The sequence below is a fragment of the Butyrivibrio hungatei genome (assembly GCF_001858005.1).
Taxonomy (GTDB): Bacteria; Bacillota; Clostridia; order Lachnospirales; family Lachnospiraceae; genus Butyrivibrio; species Butyrivibrio hungatei.
Genome location: NZ_CP017831.1, coordinates 1,620,494 through 1,636,455, shown reverse-complemented (window position 1 = coordinate 1,636,455; position 15,962 = coordinate 1,620,494). Strand labels below are relative to the sequence as shown.

General features: G+C 39.6%; 17 protein-coding genes. All 17 read left to right on the top strand.

The features are described from left to right. Position 1: 1 nt before the first annotated feature. The 17 genes from fliY to bhn_RS07630 all read left to right on the top strand — a co-directional run bounded on the left by fliY (position 2) and on the right by bhn_RS07630 (position 15,940). Complete coding sequence (gene fliY, locus bhn_RS07710; RefSeq protein ID WP_071176150.1) at positions 2–1,237, top strand: flagellar motor switch phosphatase FliY; 1,236 nt, start codon at positions 2–4, stop codon at positions 1,235–1,237. An 11-nt stretch (positions 1,238–1,248) separates the two neighbouring features. Continuing rightward, the gene (locus tag bhn_RS07705; protein WP_071176149.1) at positions 1,249–1,587 is read left to right on the top strand and encodes a flagellar biosynthetic protein FliO; all 339 of its coding nucleotides are present in this window, start codon (positions 1,249–1,251) and stop codon (positions 1,585–1,587) included. A gap of 1 nt (position 1,588) precedes the next feature. After that, entirely contained in the window at positions 1,589–2,524 is a 936-nt protein-coding gene (fliP, locus tag bhn_RS07700) for a flagellar type III secretion system pore protein FliP (RefSeq protein WP_071176148.1), read from the top strand. Between the two features lie 11 nt (positions 2,525–2,535). Continuing rightward, positions 2,536–2,808, top strand: coding sequence for a flagellar biosynthesis protein FliQ (gene fliQ / locus bhn_RS07695; protein WP_071176147.1), 273 nt, complete (start codon positions 2,536–2,538; stop codon positions 2,806–2,808). 9 nt (positions 2,809–2,817) lie between these two features. Continuing rightward, complete coding sequence (fliR, locus tag bhn_RS07690) at positions 2,818–3,603, top strand: flagellar biosynthetic protein FliR (RefSeq protein WP_071176146.1); 786 nt, start codon at positions 2,818–2,820, stop codon at positions 3,601–3,603. Then, a complete protein-coding gene (gene flhB, locus bhn_RS07685) occupies positions 3,572–4,732 on the top strand; it encodes a flagellar biosynthesis protein FlhB (RefSeq protein ID WP_071176145.1) in 1,161 nt (386 codons plus the stop codon). The genes fliR and flhB overlap by 32 nt, the downstream gene beginning before the upstream one ends. Positions 4,733–4,772: 40 nt before the next feature. Beyond that, positions 4,773–6,830, top strand: coding sequence for a flagellar biosynthesis protein FlhA (flhA, locus tag bhn_RS07680; protein ID WP_071176144.1), 2,058 nt, complete (start codon positions 4,773–4,775; stop codon positions 6,828–6,830). 1 nt (position 6,831) lies between these two features. Continuing rightward, complete coding sequence (flhF, locus tag bhn_RS07675; RefSeq protein WP_071176143.1) at positions 6,832–8,091, top strand: flagellar biosynthesis protein FlhF; 1,260 nt, start codon at positions 6,832–6,834, stop codon at positions 8,089–8,091. Between the two features lie 24 nt (positions 8,092–8,115). Continuing rightward, a complete protein-coding gene (locus tag bhn_RS07670; protein ID WP_071176142.1) occupies positions 8,116–9,048 on the top strand; it encodes a MinD/ParA family protein in 933 nt (310 codons plus the stop codon). A gap of 35 nt (positions 9,049–9,083) precedes the next feature. Next, a complete protein-coding gene (locus bhn_RS07665; protein WP_071176141.1) occupies positions 9,084–9,806 on the top strand; it encodes a flagellar brake protein in 723 nt (240 codons plus the stop codon). A gap of 2 nt (positions 9,807–9,808) precedes the next feature. Further along, complete coding sequence (locus bhn_RS07660; RefSeq protein WP_083385830.1) at positions 9,809–10,879, top strand: protein-glutamate methylesterase/protein-glutamine glutaminase; 1,071 nt, start codon at positions 9,809–9,811, stop codon at positions 10,877–10,879. A 139-nt stretch (positions 10,880–11,018) separates the two neighbouring features. Further along, the gene (locus bhn_RS07655; RefSeq protein ID WP_071176140.1) at positions 11,019–13,130 is read left to right on the top strand and encodes a chemotaxis protein CheA; all 2,112 of its coding nucleotides are present in this window, start codon (positions 11,019–11,021) and stop codon (positions 13,128–13,130) included. 36 nt (positions 13,131–13,166) lie between these two features. After that, positions 13,167–13,661 (top strand): chemotaxis protein CheW, encoded by a 495-nt coding sequence (locus bhn_RS07650; protein ID WP_071176139.1) that lies wholly within the window; start codon positions 13,167–13,169, stop codon positions 13,659–13,661. 14 nt (positions 13,662–13,675) lie between these two features. Next, positions 13,676–14,308, top strand: a complete 633-nt coding sequence (locus tag bhn_RS07645) for a chemotaxis protein CheC (RefSeq protein WP_071176138.1) — start codon at positions 13,676–13,678, stop codon at positions 14,306–14,308. A 14-nt stretch (positions 14,309–14,322) separates the two neighbouring features. After that, positions 14,323–14,808: a chemotaxis protein CheD gene (locus bhn_RS07640; protein WP_071176137.1), complete on the top strand. Its 486-nt coding sequence runs from the start codon at positions 14,323–14,325 to the stop codon at positions 14,806–14,808. Next, positions 14,805–15,140 carry a hypothetical protein gene (locus tag bhn_RS07635; RefSeq protein WP_071176136.1) on the top strand — a complete coding sequence of 112 codons (336 nt, stop codon included), beginning with the start codon at positions 14,805–14,807 and terminating at the stop codon, positions 15,138–15,140. The genes bhn_RS07640 and bhn_RS07635 overlap by 4 nt, the downstream gene beginning before the upstream one ends. 26 nt (positions 15,141–15,166) lie before the next feature. Continuing rightward, the gene (locus bhn_RS07630) at positions 15,167–15,940 is read left to right on the top strand and encodes a FliA/WhiG family RNA polymerase sigma factor (RefSeq protein WP_071176135.1); all 774 of its coding nucleotides are present in this window, start codon (positions 15,167–15,169) and stop codon (positions 15,938–15,940) included. The last annotated feature ends 22 nt before the right edge of the window (positions 15,941–15,962 follow it).

The window sequence follows — 15,962 nt, the reverse complement described above, 5'->3', positions numbered from 1 at the left end:
CATGGATGGAATGTTGTCACAGGACGAAATTAATGCTTTGCTTGCCGGAATGGATACGTCTGCTGGCGGAGATACACCAGCTGATGCACCTGCTGACGGAGGCGGTGATGCTGCTCCAGCAGAGGCTGCTGTATCTACACCACCAGTTGGAGGTGGAGCAATAGATGAATCGCTACTTACTGATTCTGAAAAAGATGCAATCGGTGAAGTAGCTAATATCAGCATGGGATCTTCAGCTACAACGCTGTATTCCCTTGTAAATCAGAAGGTTAATATTACAACACCTCAAGTAGAACTTGCTAATTGGGAGAATGTAATAAATAACTATGAAAGACCATGCGTATTTATCCAGATCAAATACACTGTTGGTCTTGATGGAACAAATATCCTGATCTTAAAAGAACATGACGTTATGGTAATCACCGACCTCATGATGGGTGGTGATGGTACTAATACAGATGGAGAGATAGGCGAATTACAGCTTTCTGCTATTTCAGAAGCTATGAACCAGATGATGGGTGCTGCTGCCACATCTCTTTCTACAATGATCAATCAGAAGGTTGATATCAGCCCGCCACAGGCTACTGTTCTTGATATGATCAACGATGATCCATCAGATATTGCTGAGTTCCTTACTGGAACATTTGTTAAGATCTCTTTCAAGATGCAGGTTGGAGAGCTTGTAGATTCAACGCTTATGCAGCTTTATCCAATTGATTTTGCTAAGACTCTTAAAGATACAGTTATTGCTGCTGATGAAAGTTCACAGGAAGCTGCACCAGCTGCTGCGCCTGCTCCAGAGCCAGCACCAGCACCAGCTCCACAGCCACAGATGGCTCCTCAGATGGATCCTTCTATGATGCAGGGTCAGCCAATGCCTCAGATGGGAATGCCTCAGATGCAGATGGCAATGCCGCAGATGATGGCTCCTCAGATGATGAATATGAATATTCAGCCTGCTCAGTTCCAGAATTTTTCTGGTGGTACAACTATCATGGCAGGTGGAGAGAATATCGGAATCATCAAGGATGTTCCTCTTGAAGTAACTGTTGAGCTTGGTAGAACAGCAAAACCTATTTCAGATATCCTTGATTTTGCTCCTGGAACTATCATTGAGCTTGACAAGGTTGCAGGTGAACCTGTAGACGTTCTTGTTAATGGTAAGTTCGTAGCAAAGGGAGAAGTTGTAGTTATCGAAGAAAGTTTTGGTGTAAGAGTTACTGAGATAGTTCAGTAAAGGAAGTTTAGATGACAGCTGATTCATATTTACAGTTTATTTCTATATTGATCATTTTCGTCGGTGTTCTTGCGGCTACTTACTATGTAACTAAATTTCTTGCGGGATACCAAAAAGAGAAAACTTCCTCAGGGAATATTGAGATCATCGAGACCAGTAGAATATCTGTCAACAAGTATATTCAGATTGTTCGTGTAGGAGATAAGTACATGGCTATTGCTGTTGGCAAGGATGAGATCACTGCTCTTGGTGAGATCGATAAGGACTCTCTAATTACCAAAGAGGATGGTTCTACAACACTTAGTTTTAAAGAAGTATTTGAAAAGTTTAAGGGCGAGATAAAAAAGTAACATGAAGATTAAGCGGGGAGAATCAAAACTGAATAAGAAAACTGTAATCAAGAGATTTGTTCTGGCCGTTGTTTCTGTGTTACTTATCTCAACTTTTGCTTTTTCAGTTCCACTTTCAGTACACGCTACTGAAAACGTTGTTGAGGATACAACGCCAACTGATCCTACAACTGATAGAGATAGCCACCTGACTGGCTCTCAGGATGAAAGGACAAATATCAATGCTCCAGGTTCTTCGGAAGACCCGGATGATCTTAAGGAGCTGAATATTGCCAATACTGTGACTGTTACATATGATAACGGCAACGGTTCGGTAAATGGTGCTCTTAGAATACTTATTACACTTACGCTTATTTCTTTGGCACCAACTCTTCTTGTGATGATGACCTCTTTTACCAGGATCATCGTTGCGCTACACTTTACAAGAACTGCTATTGGAACCCAAACATCGCCACCTAATCTGGTGATGATTGGGATTGCTTTGTTTATGACACTTTTTATTATGCAGCCTACTTTGACAGCTGCATATAATGATGCTGTTGTTCCTTTTGAGAACGGTGAGATCGACCAGAAAGAGTTCATAGATACAGCAATGAAGCCGTTTAGGCAGTTTATGTATGGCCAGACTCAGAAAAAAGATGTTATTTTGTTTATGGAAATCGACGGAATAGAGTGGGATGGTGAGCTTGACAGCATCCCTAATGTCGTTCTGATTCCAAGCTTTATTATAAGTGAGCTTAGAACAGCGTTTATTATTGGATTCCTTATTTATGTTCCGTTTATTGTTATAGACATGGTAGTAGCTTCGGTACTTATGAGTATGGGTATGATGATGCTGCCGCCAACTACAATTTCAATGCCGTTTAAGATTTTATTATTTGTTCTGGCTGATGGTTGGAGTTTAATAATAGGCAACCTTGTTAAGTCGTTCTATTAAGGGGGCATTTTATGATCACATTATCAGACATCAACACAATAATAAATAGTGCGTTATTCTTAGTTATCAAGATGTCACTGCCTGTACTTTTGACATCAATGATCATCGGACTTATCATCTCGATTTTTCAGACTGTTACATCTATTCAGGAGCAGACCCTTACCTTTGTTCCTAAGGTAATAGGCGTTTTTATAATGATAATGCTGATAGGTAACTGGATGCTTACAGAATTATCTGGTTATATCAATCAGCTTTGGTCTGATTTTTCACAGTATGTCAGATAGAGGTATCACATGATCGATTACACGTTTAGATATGGGGATCTTGAGATATTTCTTTTGATTCTTGTAAGAATAACAAGCTTCATATTTGTTTGTCCGTTTTTTGGTGGCAGACAGACCCCTAATCAGGTCAAGATTGGCTTTAGCTTACTGCTTTCTATACTTATCTACGGTGCTGTTCCTTATGAAGCGCCAAATTATAACACGATCATTGGCTATACAGTTATCGTGTTAAAAGAGGTTATGGCAGGATTCCTGATTGGTTATGCAGTTCAGCTTAGTACTCTTATAGTTAACTTTGCAGGTACCATTATTGATATGCAGATAGGTCTTTCTATGGTAAGCCTGTTTGATCCTAATACAAATGAGCAGACATCTATTACTGGTACATTGTATTCACAGACTCTTACTGTGATGCTTATCTTATCAGGAATGTATCACTATATTCTTAAGGCTTTGGCTGACTCGTTTGTATTGATTCCTATAAATACGGTAACTATTCATTCAGACAGAATGCTTGATGCTATAGTTTCATTTTTAAGAGATTACGTTGTAATAGGTTTTAGAATAGCCCTTCCGATCTTTATCATAACTTTCATTACAAACGTTGTTCTTGGCGTTCTAGCAAAGGTTTCACCGCAGATGAACATGTTCTCTGTCGGTATTCAGATCAAGATCATTATTGGTCTAATGGTTATGTTTATTACAGTTTCTATGCTGGGAAGTGCATCGAACTTTGTTTATATCAATATCAAGGAGTTAATGCATGATTTTGTCTACAGCATGCAAGCTGGCTAAACTTGATGATAGCCAGCTACTAATTTCATATGATCTTCAGTTTTTTGCTGAAGATGCAAACGGTGCTGAGAAGACAGAAGAGCCAACAGCTAAAAAGCTTGATGATGCCAGAAAAGAAGGACAGGTGGCTAAGAGCCAGGAAATAGCGACGGCTTTTAGTTTGCTTGCACTTTTTCTCATATTAAGATTTTTTTATTCCTTTATGGGAAGTGTATTTAAGAGCACATTCGAAAGGGTATATAACGCTATTCCAAATGTGGCAAGAACCTATGATGGATATCTACCCATAGCCTATCTTAGGAGCATTGTAAATAATTCAATGCTTACGCTGTTACTTCTTTGTGCTCCGTTTTTTATCATTGGTTTTTCCGTAGTTTTTATCTGCGATTTTGTTCAGGTTGGATATAAGCCCACAACTAAGCCTTTGCAGCCAAAACTTTCTAAGCTTAATCCTGTTTCTGGAATGAAGAAGATCTTTTCAACTAGAAAGCTCTTTGAACTTTTAAAATCTATACTTAAGCTTTCAATCATGGCTGTGGTTATCTATACATTTTTTATTGGCAGAAAAGAGTCTTTGTTTCTGCTATATGACATGCCACTTAATCAGGCAATTGGACTAATGGGTAATCTTGTCATTAGCCTAGGCATCAGGATTGCAATTGCTTATATGTTTATTGCCTTTGCAGACCTCATCTATCAGAGACGTAAATTCAGAAAAGATATGATGATGACCAAGCAGGAAGTAAAGGATGAGTACAAAAACTCTGAAGGAAATCCTGAAGTTAAGAGTGCTCAGAAGAGAAGAATGATGCAGGCTTCACAGCGCAGAATGATGCAGCAGCTTCCTCAGGCAGATGTTGTTATTACGAACCCTACTCACTTTGCTGTTGCTATCAAATATGATGCTGAGTCAGCAGAAGCGCCTATGGTCATCGCAAAGGGTGCTGATTTCCTTGCTCAAAAGATCAAAGAGATAGCAAGGGAAAACAATGTTGAAATAGTTGAAAATAAGCCACTTGCCAGAATGCTTTATGCTAACGTTGAAGTTGGAGAACTGGTTCCTCCAGAACTTTATAAGGCGGTTGCTGAAGTCCTTGCTTATGTATATCACCTGCAGGGAAAGATATGATGAATTGTACTTACTATAACGAGAGAAAGGAGAGGAAAATATGGATTTAAAAAAACTACGAGACCGTGTATTTGACTACGGACTTGCTCTTTATATTGTTGCAGCTATTGTAATGCTTATCATTCCTCTGCCTGACTTTCTTTTGGATATTCTTTTAGCATTTGATATGTCACTTTCATTTGTGATCATGTTTACTGCTATGTTTGCGACGGATGTTCTGGATATGTCGTTTTTTCCAACAATTCTTTTGTTTACGACTATCTTTAGGATTTCATTAAACGTATCATCTACAAGACTGATACTTACACAGGGAAGTGCTGGTCAGGTTATTACAGTATTTGGATCTTTCGTTGGCGGTGGCGATCTTATTGTTGGAGCTATCGTATATGTAATCCTGATTATCGTTCAGCTGATGGTTATCAACAAAGGTTCTGAACGTGTAGCTGAAGTATCTGCAAGATTTACTCTTGATGCTATGCCAGGAAAACAGATGGCTATTGATGCCGATCTTAACACTGGTGCCATTACCGATCAGGAAGCAAAAGAAAGAAGACAAAAGATACAGGATGAAGCTAGCTTTTTCGGAGCTATGGATGGTGCTACCAAGTATGTAAAAGGAGATGCGACTGCGGGCCTTATCATTACAGCGGTCAACCTTCTTGGTGGTATTGCTATGGGTATGCTCAGAAAGGGTATGGATGCCAACACAGCTATAAATACATATTCAATCCTTACAATGGGTGATGGACTTGTAAGTTCAATTCCTTCACTTATGATCTCAATGTCAACTGGTATTCTTGTTACAAAGGGATCAAAAGAGGCGGACTTTGGCCATGTTCTTATTGGACAGCTCTTTGGTATGCCAAAGACCTTGTATCTGGTTGGCGGAGTTGTGGCTGGACTTGGTATTTTGTCACCTCTTCCTACAGTTTTGTATGTTTCATTTGGCGCAGGATTCATTCTTCTTGGAAGGATCGCAAGCCAGACCATTGAAGAGGTTAATGTTGAGAGTGAGGTTGCTTCTCCAGAGGAACAGCAAGCTGAAGAGATCAGGCAGCCTGAGAATGTTACAAGTCTTTTGTCAGTTGATCCGATCGAGCTTGAGTTTGGCTATGGAATCATTCCACTTGCTGATGTAAATCAAGGAGGAGACCTTCTTGATCGAGTTGTTATGATCAGAAGACAGGTTGCGCTTGAACTTGGTACTGTAGTGCCTATCATTCGACTTCGAGATAATATTCAGTTGAATCCTAATCAATATATCATTAAAATTAAAGGTATACAGGTAAGCGATGGTGAGATTTTGTTCGACCATTATATGGCTATGAATCCAGGTCATGTAGAGGAAGAGATCACAGGTATTCCTACATTTGAACCTTCATTCCATCTGCCTGCTATATGGATTACTGAAGGACAGAGAGAAAGAGCTGAAAGCTTTGGCTATACAGTTGTTGATCCGCCTTCTATCATTGCTACACATCTTACTGAGATTATTAGAGAACATATTGCTGAACTTATGACCAGACAGGATGTTCAGAATCTTGTTGATAATCTTAAGGAGAACAATCCAGCCCTTGTTGATGAGCTTGTACCTAAGCTTATGAGCCTTGGTGAGATTGAAAAGGTGCTTCAGAATCTCTTGAAGGAAGGTATTTCTATACGAGACCTTGTTACAATTTTTGAGACTCTTGCTGATTTTGCTCCTTCAACCCATGACCCTGATATCCTTACTGAGTATGTAAGGCAGAGTCTTAAGAGAGCTATTTCAAGTAAGTACTTTATGCCCGGTGAGACAACAAGCGTTGTAACTCTAGATCCTAAGATCGAGCAGGAGATCATGAACAGCGTCAAGCAGACTGAGACTGGCGCTTACTTAACACTTGATCCTGCCAGAACGAAAGCTATTTTGAATGCAGTTGGAGAGCAGGTCAGAAAGCTTGAAGAAGCCGGAAGACAGGCAATTATCATGGCTTCTCCGATTGTCAGAATGTATTTTAAGAAAATGACTGAAGATTACTACAAAGATTTAGTAGTAATTTCATATAATGAGGTGGAGGCTAACATCGAATTACAATCTGTGGGGATGGTAACTGCATAATATGATTATCAAAAAGTATGTTGGAAAAACTGAAAGTGAAGCTACTGAAGAGGCAAGAAGAGAACTTGGCCAAAACATCGTTGTAATGAATGTCAGGCCAACCAAGAAAACTGGATTTTTCTCTTTGTTTCAGTCTCAGAAAATTGAAGTGACTGTTGCTCTCGAAGAAGAGTCGGAAAGACCTGTTAAAACCTATTCTCAGCCAAAGGAAAACAGGCCTCAGATCGTGACCCCTTCAAAGGATAGTTCTCAGAGAGATACTATCGTTTCGGCTACTCAGAATGCTACAAAAGTCAGAGAGAGTAAAGATTATAGAGATGATAACAGTGCAATAGAAGAAAAACTTGATAATCTCAGTAATCTTCTTGAAAAGAACTTTAGTAAAAATGAAAAAGACAGTTCTTCTGATAACACACCTTCTGATACTGGCGTTAAAGCTCCTGAAAAGGATGAGATTTCAGAAGAGACAATGTCTTTTATCAAGCTTTTATACAATACTCTTATTGAAAATGAGGTTGATGAGATATATGTAAATCAACTTACTGATGAGGTTGAAAAGATAAGCAAACCAGGGCTTCCATTTGATTTTGCCCTTGCGAATGTATACCAGAAGATGGTACTTAAGTTTGGAAAATCTGAGCCTATAGTTATGGATAAGCCAGGACCAAGGGCAGAGATTTTTATCGGACCCACTGGTGTTGGTAAGACAACAACCATTGCTAAGCTTGCATCAGAACTTTCTGTAACTCAGAAAAAGAAGGTGGCTCTTTTAACGGTTGATACCTATAGAATCGCGGCTGCAGAACAGCTTCGTACATACGCATCTATTTTGGAGATTCCATTTAGAGTTATCTATTCTGTTGAAGAGATGAAGCAGGCTGCTGAAGATTTCAAGGATTACGACTTCATCATGGTAGATACTGCTGGACATTCACTTCATAATGAAGAGTTAAAGCAGGGTGTTGAGAGCTTTATCAGAACATTGGAAGATATAATGGAATGTGAGAATTTCCTTGTTCTTTCTGCAACTACAAAGTACAGAGATCTCATCGAAATCGCAGATGCTTATTCTGAGATGGTTGCTTATAGACTTATCTTTACCAAGATGGATGAGACCGGTGCAAAAGGAAATCTTTACAACGTTAGAATGCATACAGGTGCTCCTGTTGCATATATCACTAATGGGCAGAACGTTCCTGATGATATTGCTGTGTTTGATGCACAGCGCATCGTTAAGAATCTTTTGGGTGGAAAAAGTTAATTAATAAATTTTTTGGGGAAATTTATGGATCAGGCACAACAACTTAGAAATATAATCAAGAATTCAAATAAGCCTCAAAGGCCACTTGCCAGGATCATTACTGTTACAAGTGGTAAGGGCGGCGTTGGTAAGTCAAACGTAGCCATAAATCTTGCTATTCAATTTCGCAAGATGGGAAAAAGAGTAATCATCCTTGATGCGGACTTTGGACTTGCTAATATTGAGATCATGTTCGGAACTGTACCAAAGCATAATCTCTGCGACCTAATTTATCAAGGCAAAAATATTAAAGATATCATAACCTGGGGACCTGAAGGTGTTGGATTTATTTCCGGAGGCTCAGGTATTTCGGGCATGTACAATCTTTCAAGAGATTATTTAGTATATATTATTGTAAATCTTGCCGAATTGGACGCAATTGCTGATATAATAATAATAGATACCGGTGCAGGTATATCAAGTGCGGTTATGGAATTCCTTGTAGCAAGTGGCGAGATAATGCTTGTTACTACTCCTGAACCTACGTCTATTACGGATTCGTATTCTCTTTTAAAAGCACTTAATCAGTCACCTAGGTTCTCAAGGGAGAATACTAAGGTTAAGGTAGTGTCAAACAGGGTTTCTAGTGATGAAGAAGGACAACAGCTCTTTAACAAGCTTAATGCTGTGGTTGCTAGATATCTGAAACTTCCACTTACATATATGGGAGCAATTCCGCAGGACCAGATGCTTGCCAGAAGCGTTATGCAGCAGTCACCTGTTTCTATACAATATCCAAATGCCAAGGCTACGAAGGCTTTTGAATCTATTGCAACCAATTTGATGAATCCGGGCTATACAGAGGAGGTAAAACAACGCGGTATGGCAGCTTTCTTTTCCCATATCATTACTGGCAGGAAGCTTAGCAGTACCGGGAATGTTCCAAATATAATAGGCAATGCGCCAAATACACAATAGTACTTCATTAAGTACGTGAATGGAGACAAAAATAGATGCTTTCTGATTATATTTCACCAGGAAATCGAGTAGAGTTAAAGGCTACTGGAAAGATCTGGATGGATGAGGATGCTAGAACGAAGCATATTTACATGAGTAAGGTCATGGATGTGACTTCGGATGACAGAATCGAGATCCTGATGCCCTTTGAGAAAGGTAAGGTGGTACTTTTACCAGTCGATGGGGAGTACAGCCTGTGTTTTTACAGCACACGAGGGCTTTTTCAGTGCTATGCCAGAATAATAGACAGATACCGAAGTGACAATATGTACATTTTGGTCCTGGACCTTATAAGTGAATTACAAAAACTCCAACGCAGGGAATATTACAGGTTTAGTTGTGCACTAGAACTTAAATCCAGGTTATGTTCCAAAGAAGAACTTGAAGCATTTGAAAGAAACAGGAAATACCTAGTAGATGCTGATTTTGGTCTTCAAAGAAGCGTTGTTGTTGATATAAGCGGTGGCGGACTTAGGTTTGTAGCGAATTTTAAATACGACGAAGGTAGTACTATCTATTGTTCCTATCGTTTACCTGGGAATGCCAATGACAAAGAGTATGAAATGATATGTACAGTGCTAAAAGTGAGTGAGCTTGAGAGTAGACCAGGACTGTATGAGCACAGAATCCAGTATGTTTACATTGACGAAACTTCCAGAGAAGATATTATCCATTTCATCTTTGAGGAAGAGCGCAAAATAAGAAAGAAGCAAACTTGATTATGAAAAATATTTTGATAATTGATGACTCTGCACTTATGAGAACCGTACTCAGTGATATTATTAATTCAGATTCAAGATTCCACGTGGTTGAAACCGCAAAAGACGGAGTCGAAGGTCTCGAACTGCTTAAAAAGAACACATATGATGCCGTCGTTCTTGATATTAATATGCCAAGGATGGATGGCATTACGTTACTTAAAGAGCTTCAAAAAAATAATATAAGAGCAAAGATTATGATGGCAAGTACAGACACGAAGGAAGGCGCAAAGGTCACCATGGATGCTCTTGATCTAGGAGCTCTGGATTTTGTTCATAAGCCAGATCGAGCTTCTGAATGCAGAGGTGAGGATTTCACAGCTCATTTCATCGATACCCTTGCTGCTGTAGCTGACAGTAAAGCTCCAGTTCATGCGAAGTCTTTTTCTATTGAAGATGTGAAGGAGTCGAAAAAAGTTGTTGAACTCGTAAGCAAATCCGCCAGTAAGATCACTGGCAACAGGATAGTTGCGATTGCAAGTTCGACAGGGGGTCCAAGAGCACTACAATCAGTTATTCCAAAATTACCAAAAAATTTAAAAACGCCAGTTGTTCTGGTTCAGCATATGCCGGAAGGCTTCACAGCTTCTCTTGCTGAAAGACTTGATTCACTTAGTGAAGTCAGTGTAAAAGAAGCTGCAGAAGGAGATGTACTTCAGCCGGGTACTGTATACATTTCCAAAGGAGGCAAGCATATGCATATCATAAAGAGCGGTGGAAAGAGCACAATCCATTATATGGATGGCCCCACAAGAGAAGGCGTAAGGCCTTGCGCGAACTTTATGTATGAATCACTTATGGAGTCGGATTACGACGAAGTTTGCTGTGTAGTTCTAACAGGAATGGGAGCTGACGGAACCGAAGGAATAAAGAATCTTAAATCTAAGAAAAAAGTTCATGTGATCGGGCAGGATGAAAGTACCTGTACCGTTTACGGAATGCCGAAAGCAGTAGCAGTAGCTGGTCTCGTTGATCAGGTTGTAAAACTAGAGGACGTAGCCCAGGAAATTATAATGAATGTCGGCGTGAATTGAGGTTTTATCTTTTTTAATAGTTCTTTTATCCAAATTTTCTAATTCCTCCATTCAAATGCCGATATTTTGAACAAAAGTATGCGATAATAAGACTATACTTTTGAAAATCTATCACATTTCAAATGGAGGTAAATTGGTTATGGATGTTTCTCAGTATCTAAGTGTCTTTCTTGATGAGGCAAAGGAGCACCTTCAATCGCTCAATGACAACATTATGACTTTGGAACAGGACCCTGAGAATGAAGATTGTATTAACGAGATCTTCAGATCAGCCCATTCCATGAAAGGTATGGCTGGTACCATGGGCTATACCAGAATGCAGAATCTTACACACGATATGGAAGATGTTTTCTCAGACGTTCGTGCTGGCAAGATTAAGATCAAATCTGCTGATATCGACGTTCTGCTTCAGTGTCTTGATGCTATTCAGGGATATGTTGATAATATCACTGAGAATCAGGATGAAGGTACTGATGAGCACAAAGATATAATTAAGTCTCTCGCTGATATCAGAAATGGTGGCGCAAGCGGTGGTGATGAAGCTCCTGCAGCAGCACCAGCAGAAGCAGCAGCTTCTACAGAAGCAGCGCCTGCAGCTGATGGACCAGCAGAGGGTGCTGATGGTTCTACGGATTATAGGGCAATTCGCCTTGATCCATCTGTTAAATCCACATTAGAAGAAGCAAAGAGCCAGGGAAAGAAGATCTATGGCGTTACAGTTCATATTCAGGAGTCTTGTATCCTTAAGGCTGCAAGAGGCTTCCTTGTATTCAAGGGATTGGAAGAGATCGGTGAGATCGCAGTTTCAGATCCTAATACACAGGATATTGAAGATGAAAAATTCGATTTCTCTTTTAGTTTGATCCTCATTACTGATGAATCAAAAGAAAAGGTTGAAGAGATAGTTAAGGCTGTTTCTGAAGTTGAAGGTTGCGATTGTGGTGAATTCGATCCTAGCGGAGCAAAGGCTCCAGAAGAAAAGGATGAAGCACCTGCAGCAGCTCCTGCTGACAATAAACCTGCACCTGCAGCACCTGCAGCAAATACTCCTGCACCAGCAGCTGGCGGAGCAGCTGGAGGCAAGAAGCCTGTTGGCAAGCCTGTAGTTAACAGAACAGTCCGTGTAGATATTGAAAAACTTGATGTGCTCATGAATCTTGTAAGTGAGCTTATTATTGCAAAGAACTCACTTATTTCTGCAGCAAATACATCAGGTGTATCAAATGTAAATGAGCAGATCGAATATCTTGAGAGCGTTACAACAAACCTTCACGAATCTGTTATGAAGGTTCGAATGGTTCCTATTGAGAGCGTTCTTCAGAAATTCCCTCGTATGATCAGAGACCTTAACAAGACTCTGAATAAGAAGATGGAACTTACAATGACTGGTGAAGATACTGAAATGGATCGTACTGTTGTTGATGAGATCGGTGATCCTTTGATGCATCTTATCAGAAACAGTGCTGACCACGGTATTGAGAGCGCCGAGCTTCGAGCTCAGAGAGGTAAGCCTGAAGTTGGACAGATATTCCTTCACGCTTTCCAGGATGGTAACAGTGTTGTTATTGAAGTAGGTGATGATGGTAACGGTATTGATGCTGAAGTCGTTAAGAATAAGGCTATTGAAAAAGGAGTTGTTACTCCTGAACAGGCAGCTCTTTTAACAGAAAAACAGTGCGTAGAGCTCTTGTTCCATCCAGGTTTCTCAACTGCTAAACAGGTTTCAGAAATTTCTGGTAGAGGTGTAGGACTTGACGTTGTTAAGTCAAAGGTTGAATCACTTTCAGGTGAAGTAACAGTTAAGACTAAGCTTGGTGAAGGTTCAACATGGGTTATCAGACTTCCTCTTACACTTGCTATTATTCAGGCTCTGATGGTTATCATTGGTGAAGAAAAATATGCTATTCCTCTTGATTCTATTCAGAGTATTGAGGATGTATCTCCATCAGAAGTTAAATTCGTTGAAAATAAGGAAGTTATCAATCTTCGTGGAAGCGTTCTTCCTCTTATCAGACTTAATCAGGTTCTTGATACTGAGTCTACAAAGTCGCCAGATGAAGATATGGTTGTTGTTATTGCCAGAAAGGGCGATCAGCTTGCAGGTCTTGTAATTGATGAACTTATGGGACAGCAGGAAATCGTTATCAAGCCTCTTGGTAGATACACTAATAAGTGCAAGCTTATAAGTGGTGCTACTATCCTTGGTGATGGTGAGATTGCTCTTATTCTTGACACTAATTCAATTTTCTAATGACGGTTGATTATTAAGAAGAAAGGATGAACCATTATGAACGAACTTAGAGATAATTCTGATGTAGGTGAGCTTATTCAGTTTATTGTTATCAAGATCGATGACGAACAGTATGGCATCAACATCAAATATATTGATAATATTGTAAGAATGCAGCAGATCACCAGAGTTCCAAAGGTTGATGACTATATTAAGGGAGTTATCAATATTCGTGGTGAGATTGTTCCTGTTATGAGTGTTAGAATGAAAATGGGACTTGAAGAGGATCAGTTTACTAATAAGTCCAGAATCATTATCTTAAAGACAGAGACAGGTGATCTTGTTGGAATTATTGTAGATCAGGTTAATCAAGTGCTTACACTTGATGTCAATAGCATTGAAAAGATGCGTTACGACGACAAGAAGGGAACAACTGGAGCACAGTTTGTTGGTGGCGTAGGCCATTATGAGGGCGGACTTGTTTCTATCCTTGATCTTGAGGCTGTTGTTTCTGAGAAGGAAGTTAAAGAAAAAGCATCAAATGCTAGCTGATTGGAGGATTGAATATGGGTGAAATGAGTTTGGACAATTTGTCCAGCCAGTACTTTGATGTTCTAAAAGAACTGGGAAATATCGGTGCAGGAAATGCTACGACAGCTCTTGCACAGATGATTGGAACAAAGGTTGATATGAATGTTCCTCAGGTTAGACTCCTTGATTTTAAGGATGTTGGTGATCTGATGGGTGGAGCTGAAAAGATAATGGCTGGTATCTACCTTGCAGTAGAAGGTGATATTGATGGAAGTATCATGTTCCTTCTTGGTAAGCAGGCAGCCAGACATCTTGTAGATAAGCTTATGGGAACAGGTGCTAAATCTGAAGAAGAGGATTTTGACGAAGTAGAGATGTCCGCTCTTAAAGAGGTAGGAAACATCATTACCGGATCATACCTTAATTCTCTTTCAATGATGACAAATTTAAAGCTTATTCCTTCAATACCATATGTTGCAATTGATATGGCGGCAGCTATTCTTAGTGTACCTGCTATTCAGTTCGGTATGATGGGTGACAAGATTCTTTTGATCGAGACTCAATTCTTTGATGAGCTTAAGTTAAGTGGCTATTTTATTCTATTACCTGATATGGATGGTTACAGTAAAATTCTCTCTTCACTTGGCATGGGAGATGTTTCTCTTTAACAAAGGGGCAATTTATGAGTCAAATTATTAAGGTTGGAATGGCCGATCTAAATATTTGTGTAAGCCCCGATGGAATAACCACTTTGGGGTTAGGCTCGTGCGTTGGAATAGCTATTAGAGATCCGGTTACCAAGATTGGTGGCCTGGCTCATGTTATGCTTCCGGATTCTACTGAGATCAAGAATAATTCAAATATTCCTAAGTTTGCTGACACAGGAATTGAGGAATTGGTCAAGCAGATCGTGGCTAAGGGAGCAAACAGATCAAGACTAGTTGCTAAGATAGCTGGCGGAGCTCAGATGTTTGCGTTTCAGACAAATAATGCTACTATGAGAGTAGGTGACAGAAATGTACAGGCTTCTTTGAAAAAATTAAAAGAGCTTAACATACCTGTACTTGCGCAAGACACTGGCGATTCTTATGGACGAACGGTCATTTTTTATCCAGAAAATGGAGATTATATTATCAGAGCGGTAGGGAAACCAGAGAAGGTCATATGAATACTGATGAAATTAAACAGATCAATACAAAGCTTATCACTCCGCTAGTAGTGCTTTCCGCTACTGCGGTCATAGCTATATTTACTTATTTCAAACGCTACCCAGCGGGGGATTTCTTTGTTATAGTATTTACATCAGTTGTCGTTTTTTTGGTTATAGGTCTTATCGTTGAAAAAATGATAACTAGGTTTTTAGAGATTAATTATGAGAAAGCCATGGCTGAAAAAATGGAGGCTGAGCGTCTTGAAGAAGAGGCTCGAGCTGCCATGGAGGCCGAAGGCGAAAATGGGGAGAATGTTGAACCTTTGGATGTTCATGATATCCCGGAATAAAATAACAGGATTTGGGGACTATTTACATGGATGACGCAGGCAGAAATAAGTTATGGACGGAATATAATAAATCTAAATCCCAGGAGATAAGAGAGCAGCTCATTTTAGAGTATGCTCCTTTAGTCAAGCTTGTAGCTGGAAGACTCAGCATGTATCTTGGCTTTAACGTCGAATATGACGATCTTGTGGGATATGGTATCTTTGGTCTTATCGATGCCATAGACAAGTTTGATCTACTCAAGGATGTTAAGTTTGAAACTTACGCAAGCCTTCGCATACGTGGTGCCATACTTGACCAGATCAGAAAGATGGACTGGATCCCCAGAACTATTAGACAGAGACAGAAAAAGATTGAAACGGCAATCAGAGAGATTGAAAGAGATACAGGACATGTGGCTACAGATGCTGAGATAGCTGCCAAAATGGAGATTTCAGAGGATGAATATCTTTCATGGCAGAATCAGATGAAGGTTACAGGTGTTGTATCATTAAATGAGTTCATGGATCAGGGCTCAGATATTACGGAGGATGTAAATAATCACAGCGCTGGTTTTGTTAAACCTGAAGAAGCTGTTGAAAAAGAAGAACTAAAGAAGATGCTTGCAGAATCTTTGGAACTTCTTACTGATAAAGAAAAGAAAGTCATACTTTTATATTATTATGAAGACCTTACATTAAAAGAGATCAGTGAGGTATTGGAGGTTTCTGAATCCAGAATATCTCAGCTTCACACTAAAGCTCTTCAGAAAATGAGAACTAAGCTTGGCAATTACCTGGGTCTAGTTACAAACTCCAGATAGTGATTTTAACTTAATTGAAAAG

Coding starts and splice junctions, on each gene's coding strand:
- bhn_RS07640 (WP_071176137.1), top strand. CDS start 14,323: ATGAGTCAAATTATTAAGGTTGGAATGGCCGATCTAAATATTTGTGTA.
- bhn_RS07705 (WP_071176149.1), top strand. CDS start 1,249: ATGACAGCTGATTCATATTTACAGTTTATTTCTATATTGATCATTTTC.
- fliY (WP_071176150.1), top strand. CDS start 2: ATGGATGGAATGTTGTCACAGGACGAAATTAATGCTTTGCTTGCCGGA.
- bhn_RS07655 (WP_071176140.1), top strand. CDS start 11,019: ATGGATGTTTCTCAGTATCTAAGTGTCTTTCTTGATGAGGCAAAGGAG.
- fliR (WP_071176146.1), top strand. CDS start 2,818: ATGATCGATTACACGTTTAGATATGGGGATCTTGAGATATTTCTTTTG.
- bhn_RS07630 (WP_071176135.1), top strand. CDS start 15,167: ATGGATGACGCAGGCAGAAATAAGTTATGGACGGAATATAATAAATCT.
- fliP (WP_071176148.1), top strand. CDS start 1,589: ATGAAGATTAAGCGGGGAGAATCAAAACTGAATAAGAAAACTGTAATC.
- bhn_RS07645 (WP_071176138.1), top strand. CDS start 13,676: ATGGGTGAAATGAGTTTGGACAATTTGTCCAGCCAGTACTTTGATGTT.
- flhF (WP_071176143.1), top strand. CDS start 6,832: ATGATTATCAAAAAGTATGTTGGAAAAACTGAAAGTGAAGCTACTGAA.
- bhn_RS07635 (WP_071176136.1), top strand. CDS start 14,805: ATGAATACTGATGAAATTAAACAGATCAATACAAAGCTTATCACTCCG.
- bhn_RS07670 (WP_071176142.1), top strand. CDS start 8,116: ATGGATCAGGCACAACAACTTAGAAATATAATCAAGAATTCAAATAAG.
- flhA (WP_071176144.1), top strand. CDS start 4,773: ATGGATTTAAAAAAACTACGAGACCGTGTATTTGACTACGGACTTGCT.
- flhB (WP_071176145.1), top strand. CDS start 3,572: ATGATTTTGTCTACAGCATGCAAGCTGGCTAAACTTGATGATAGCCAG.
- fliQ (WP_071176147.1), top strand. CDS start 2,536: ATGATCACATTATCAGACATCAACACAATAATAAATAGTGCGTTATTC.
- bhn_RS07650 (WP_071176139.1), top strand. CDS start 13,167: ATGAACGAACTTAGAGATAATTCTGATGTAGGTGAGCTTATTCAGTTT.
- bhn_RS07660 (WP_083385830.1), top strand. CDS start 9,809: ATGAAAAATATTTTGATAATTGATGACTCTGCACTTATGAGAACCGTA.
- bhn_RS07665 (WP_071176141.1), top strand. CDS start 9,084: ATGCTTTCTGATTATATTTCACCAGGAAATCGAGTAGAGTTAAAGGCT.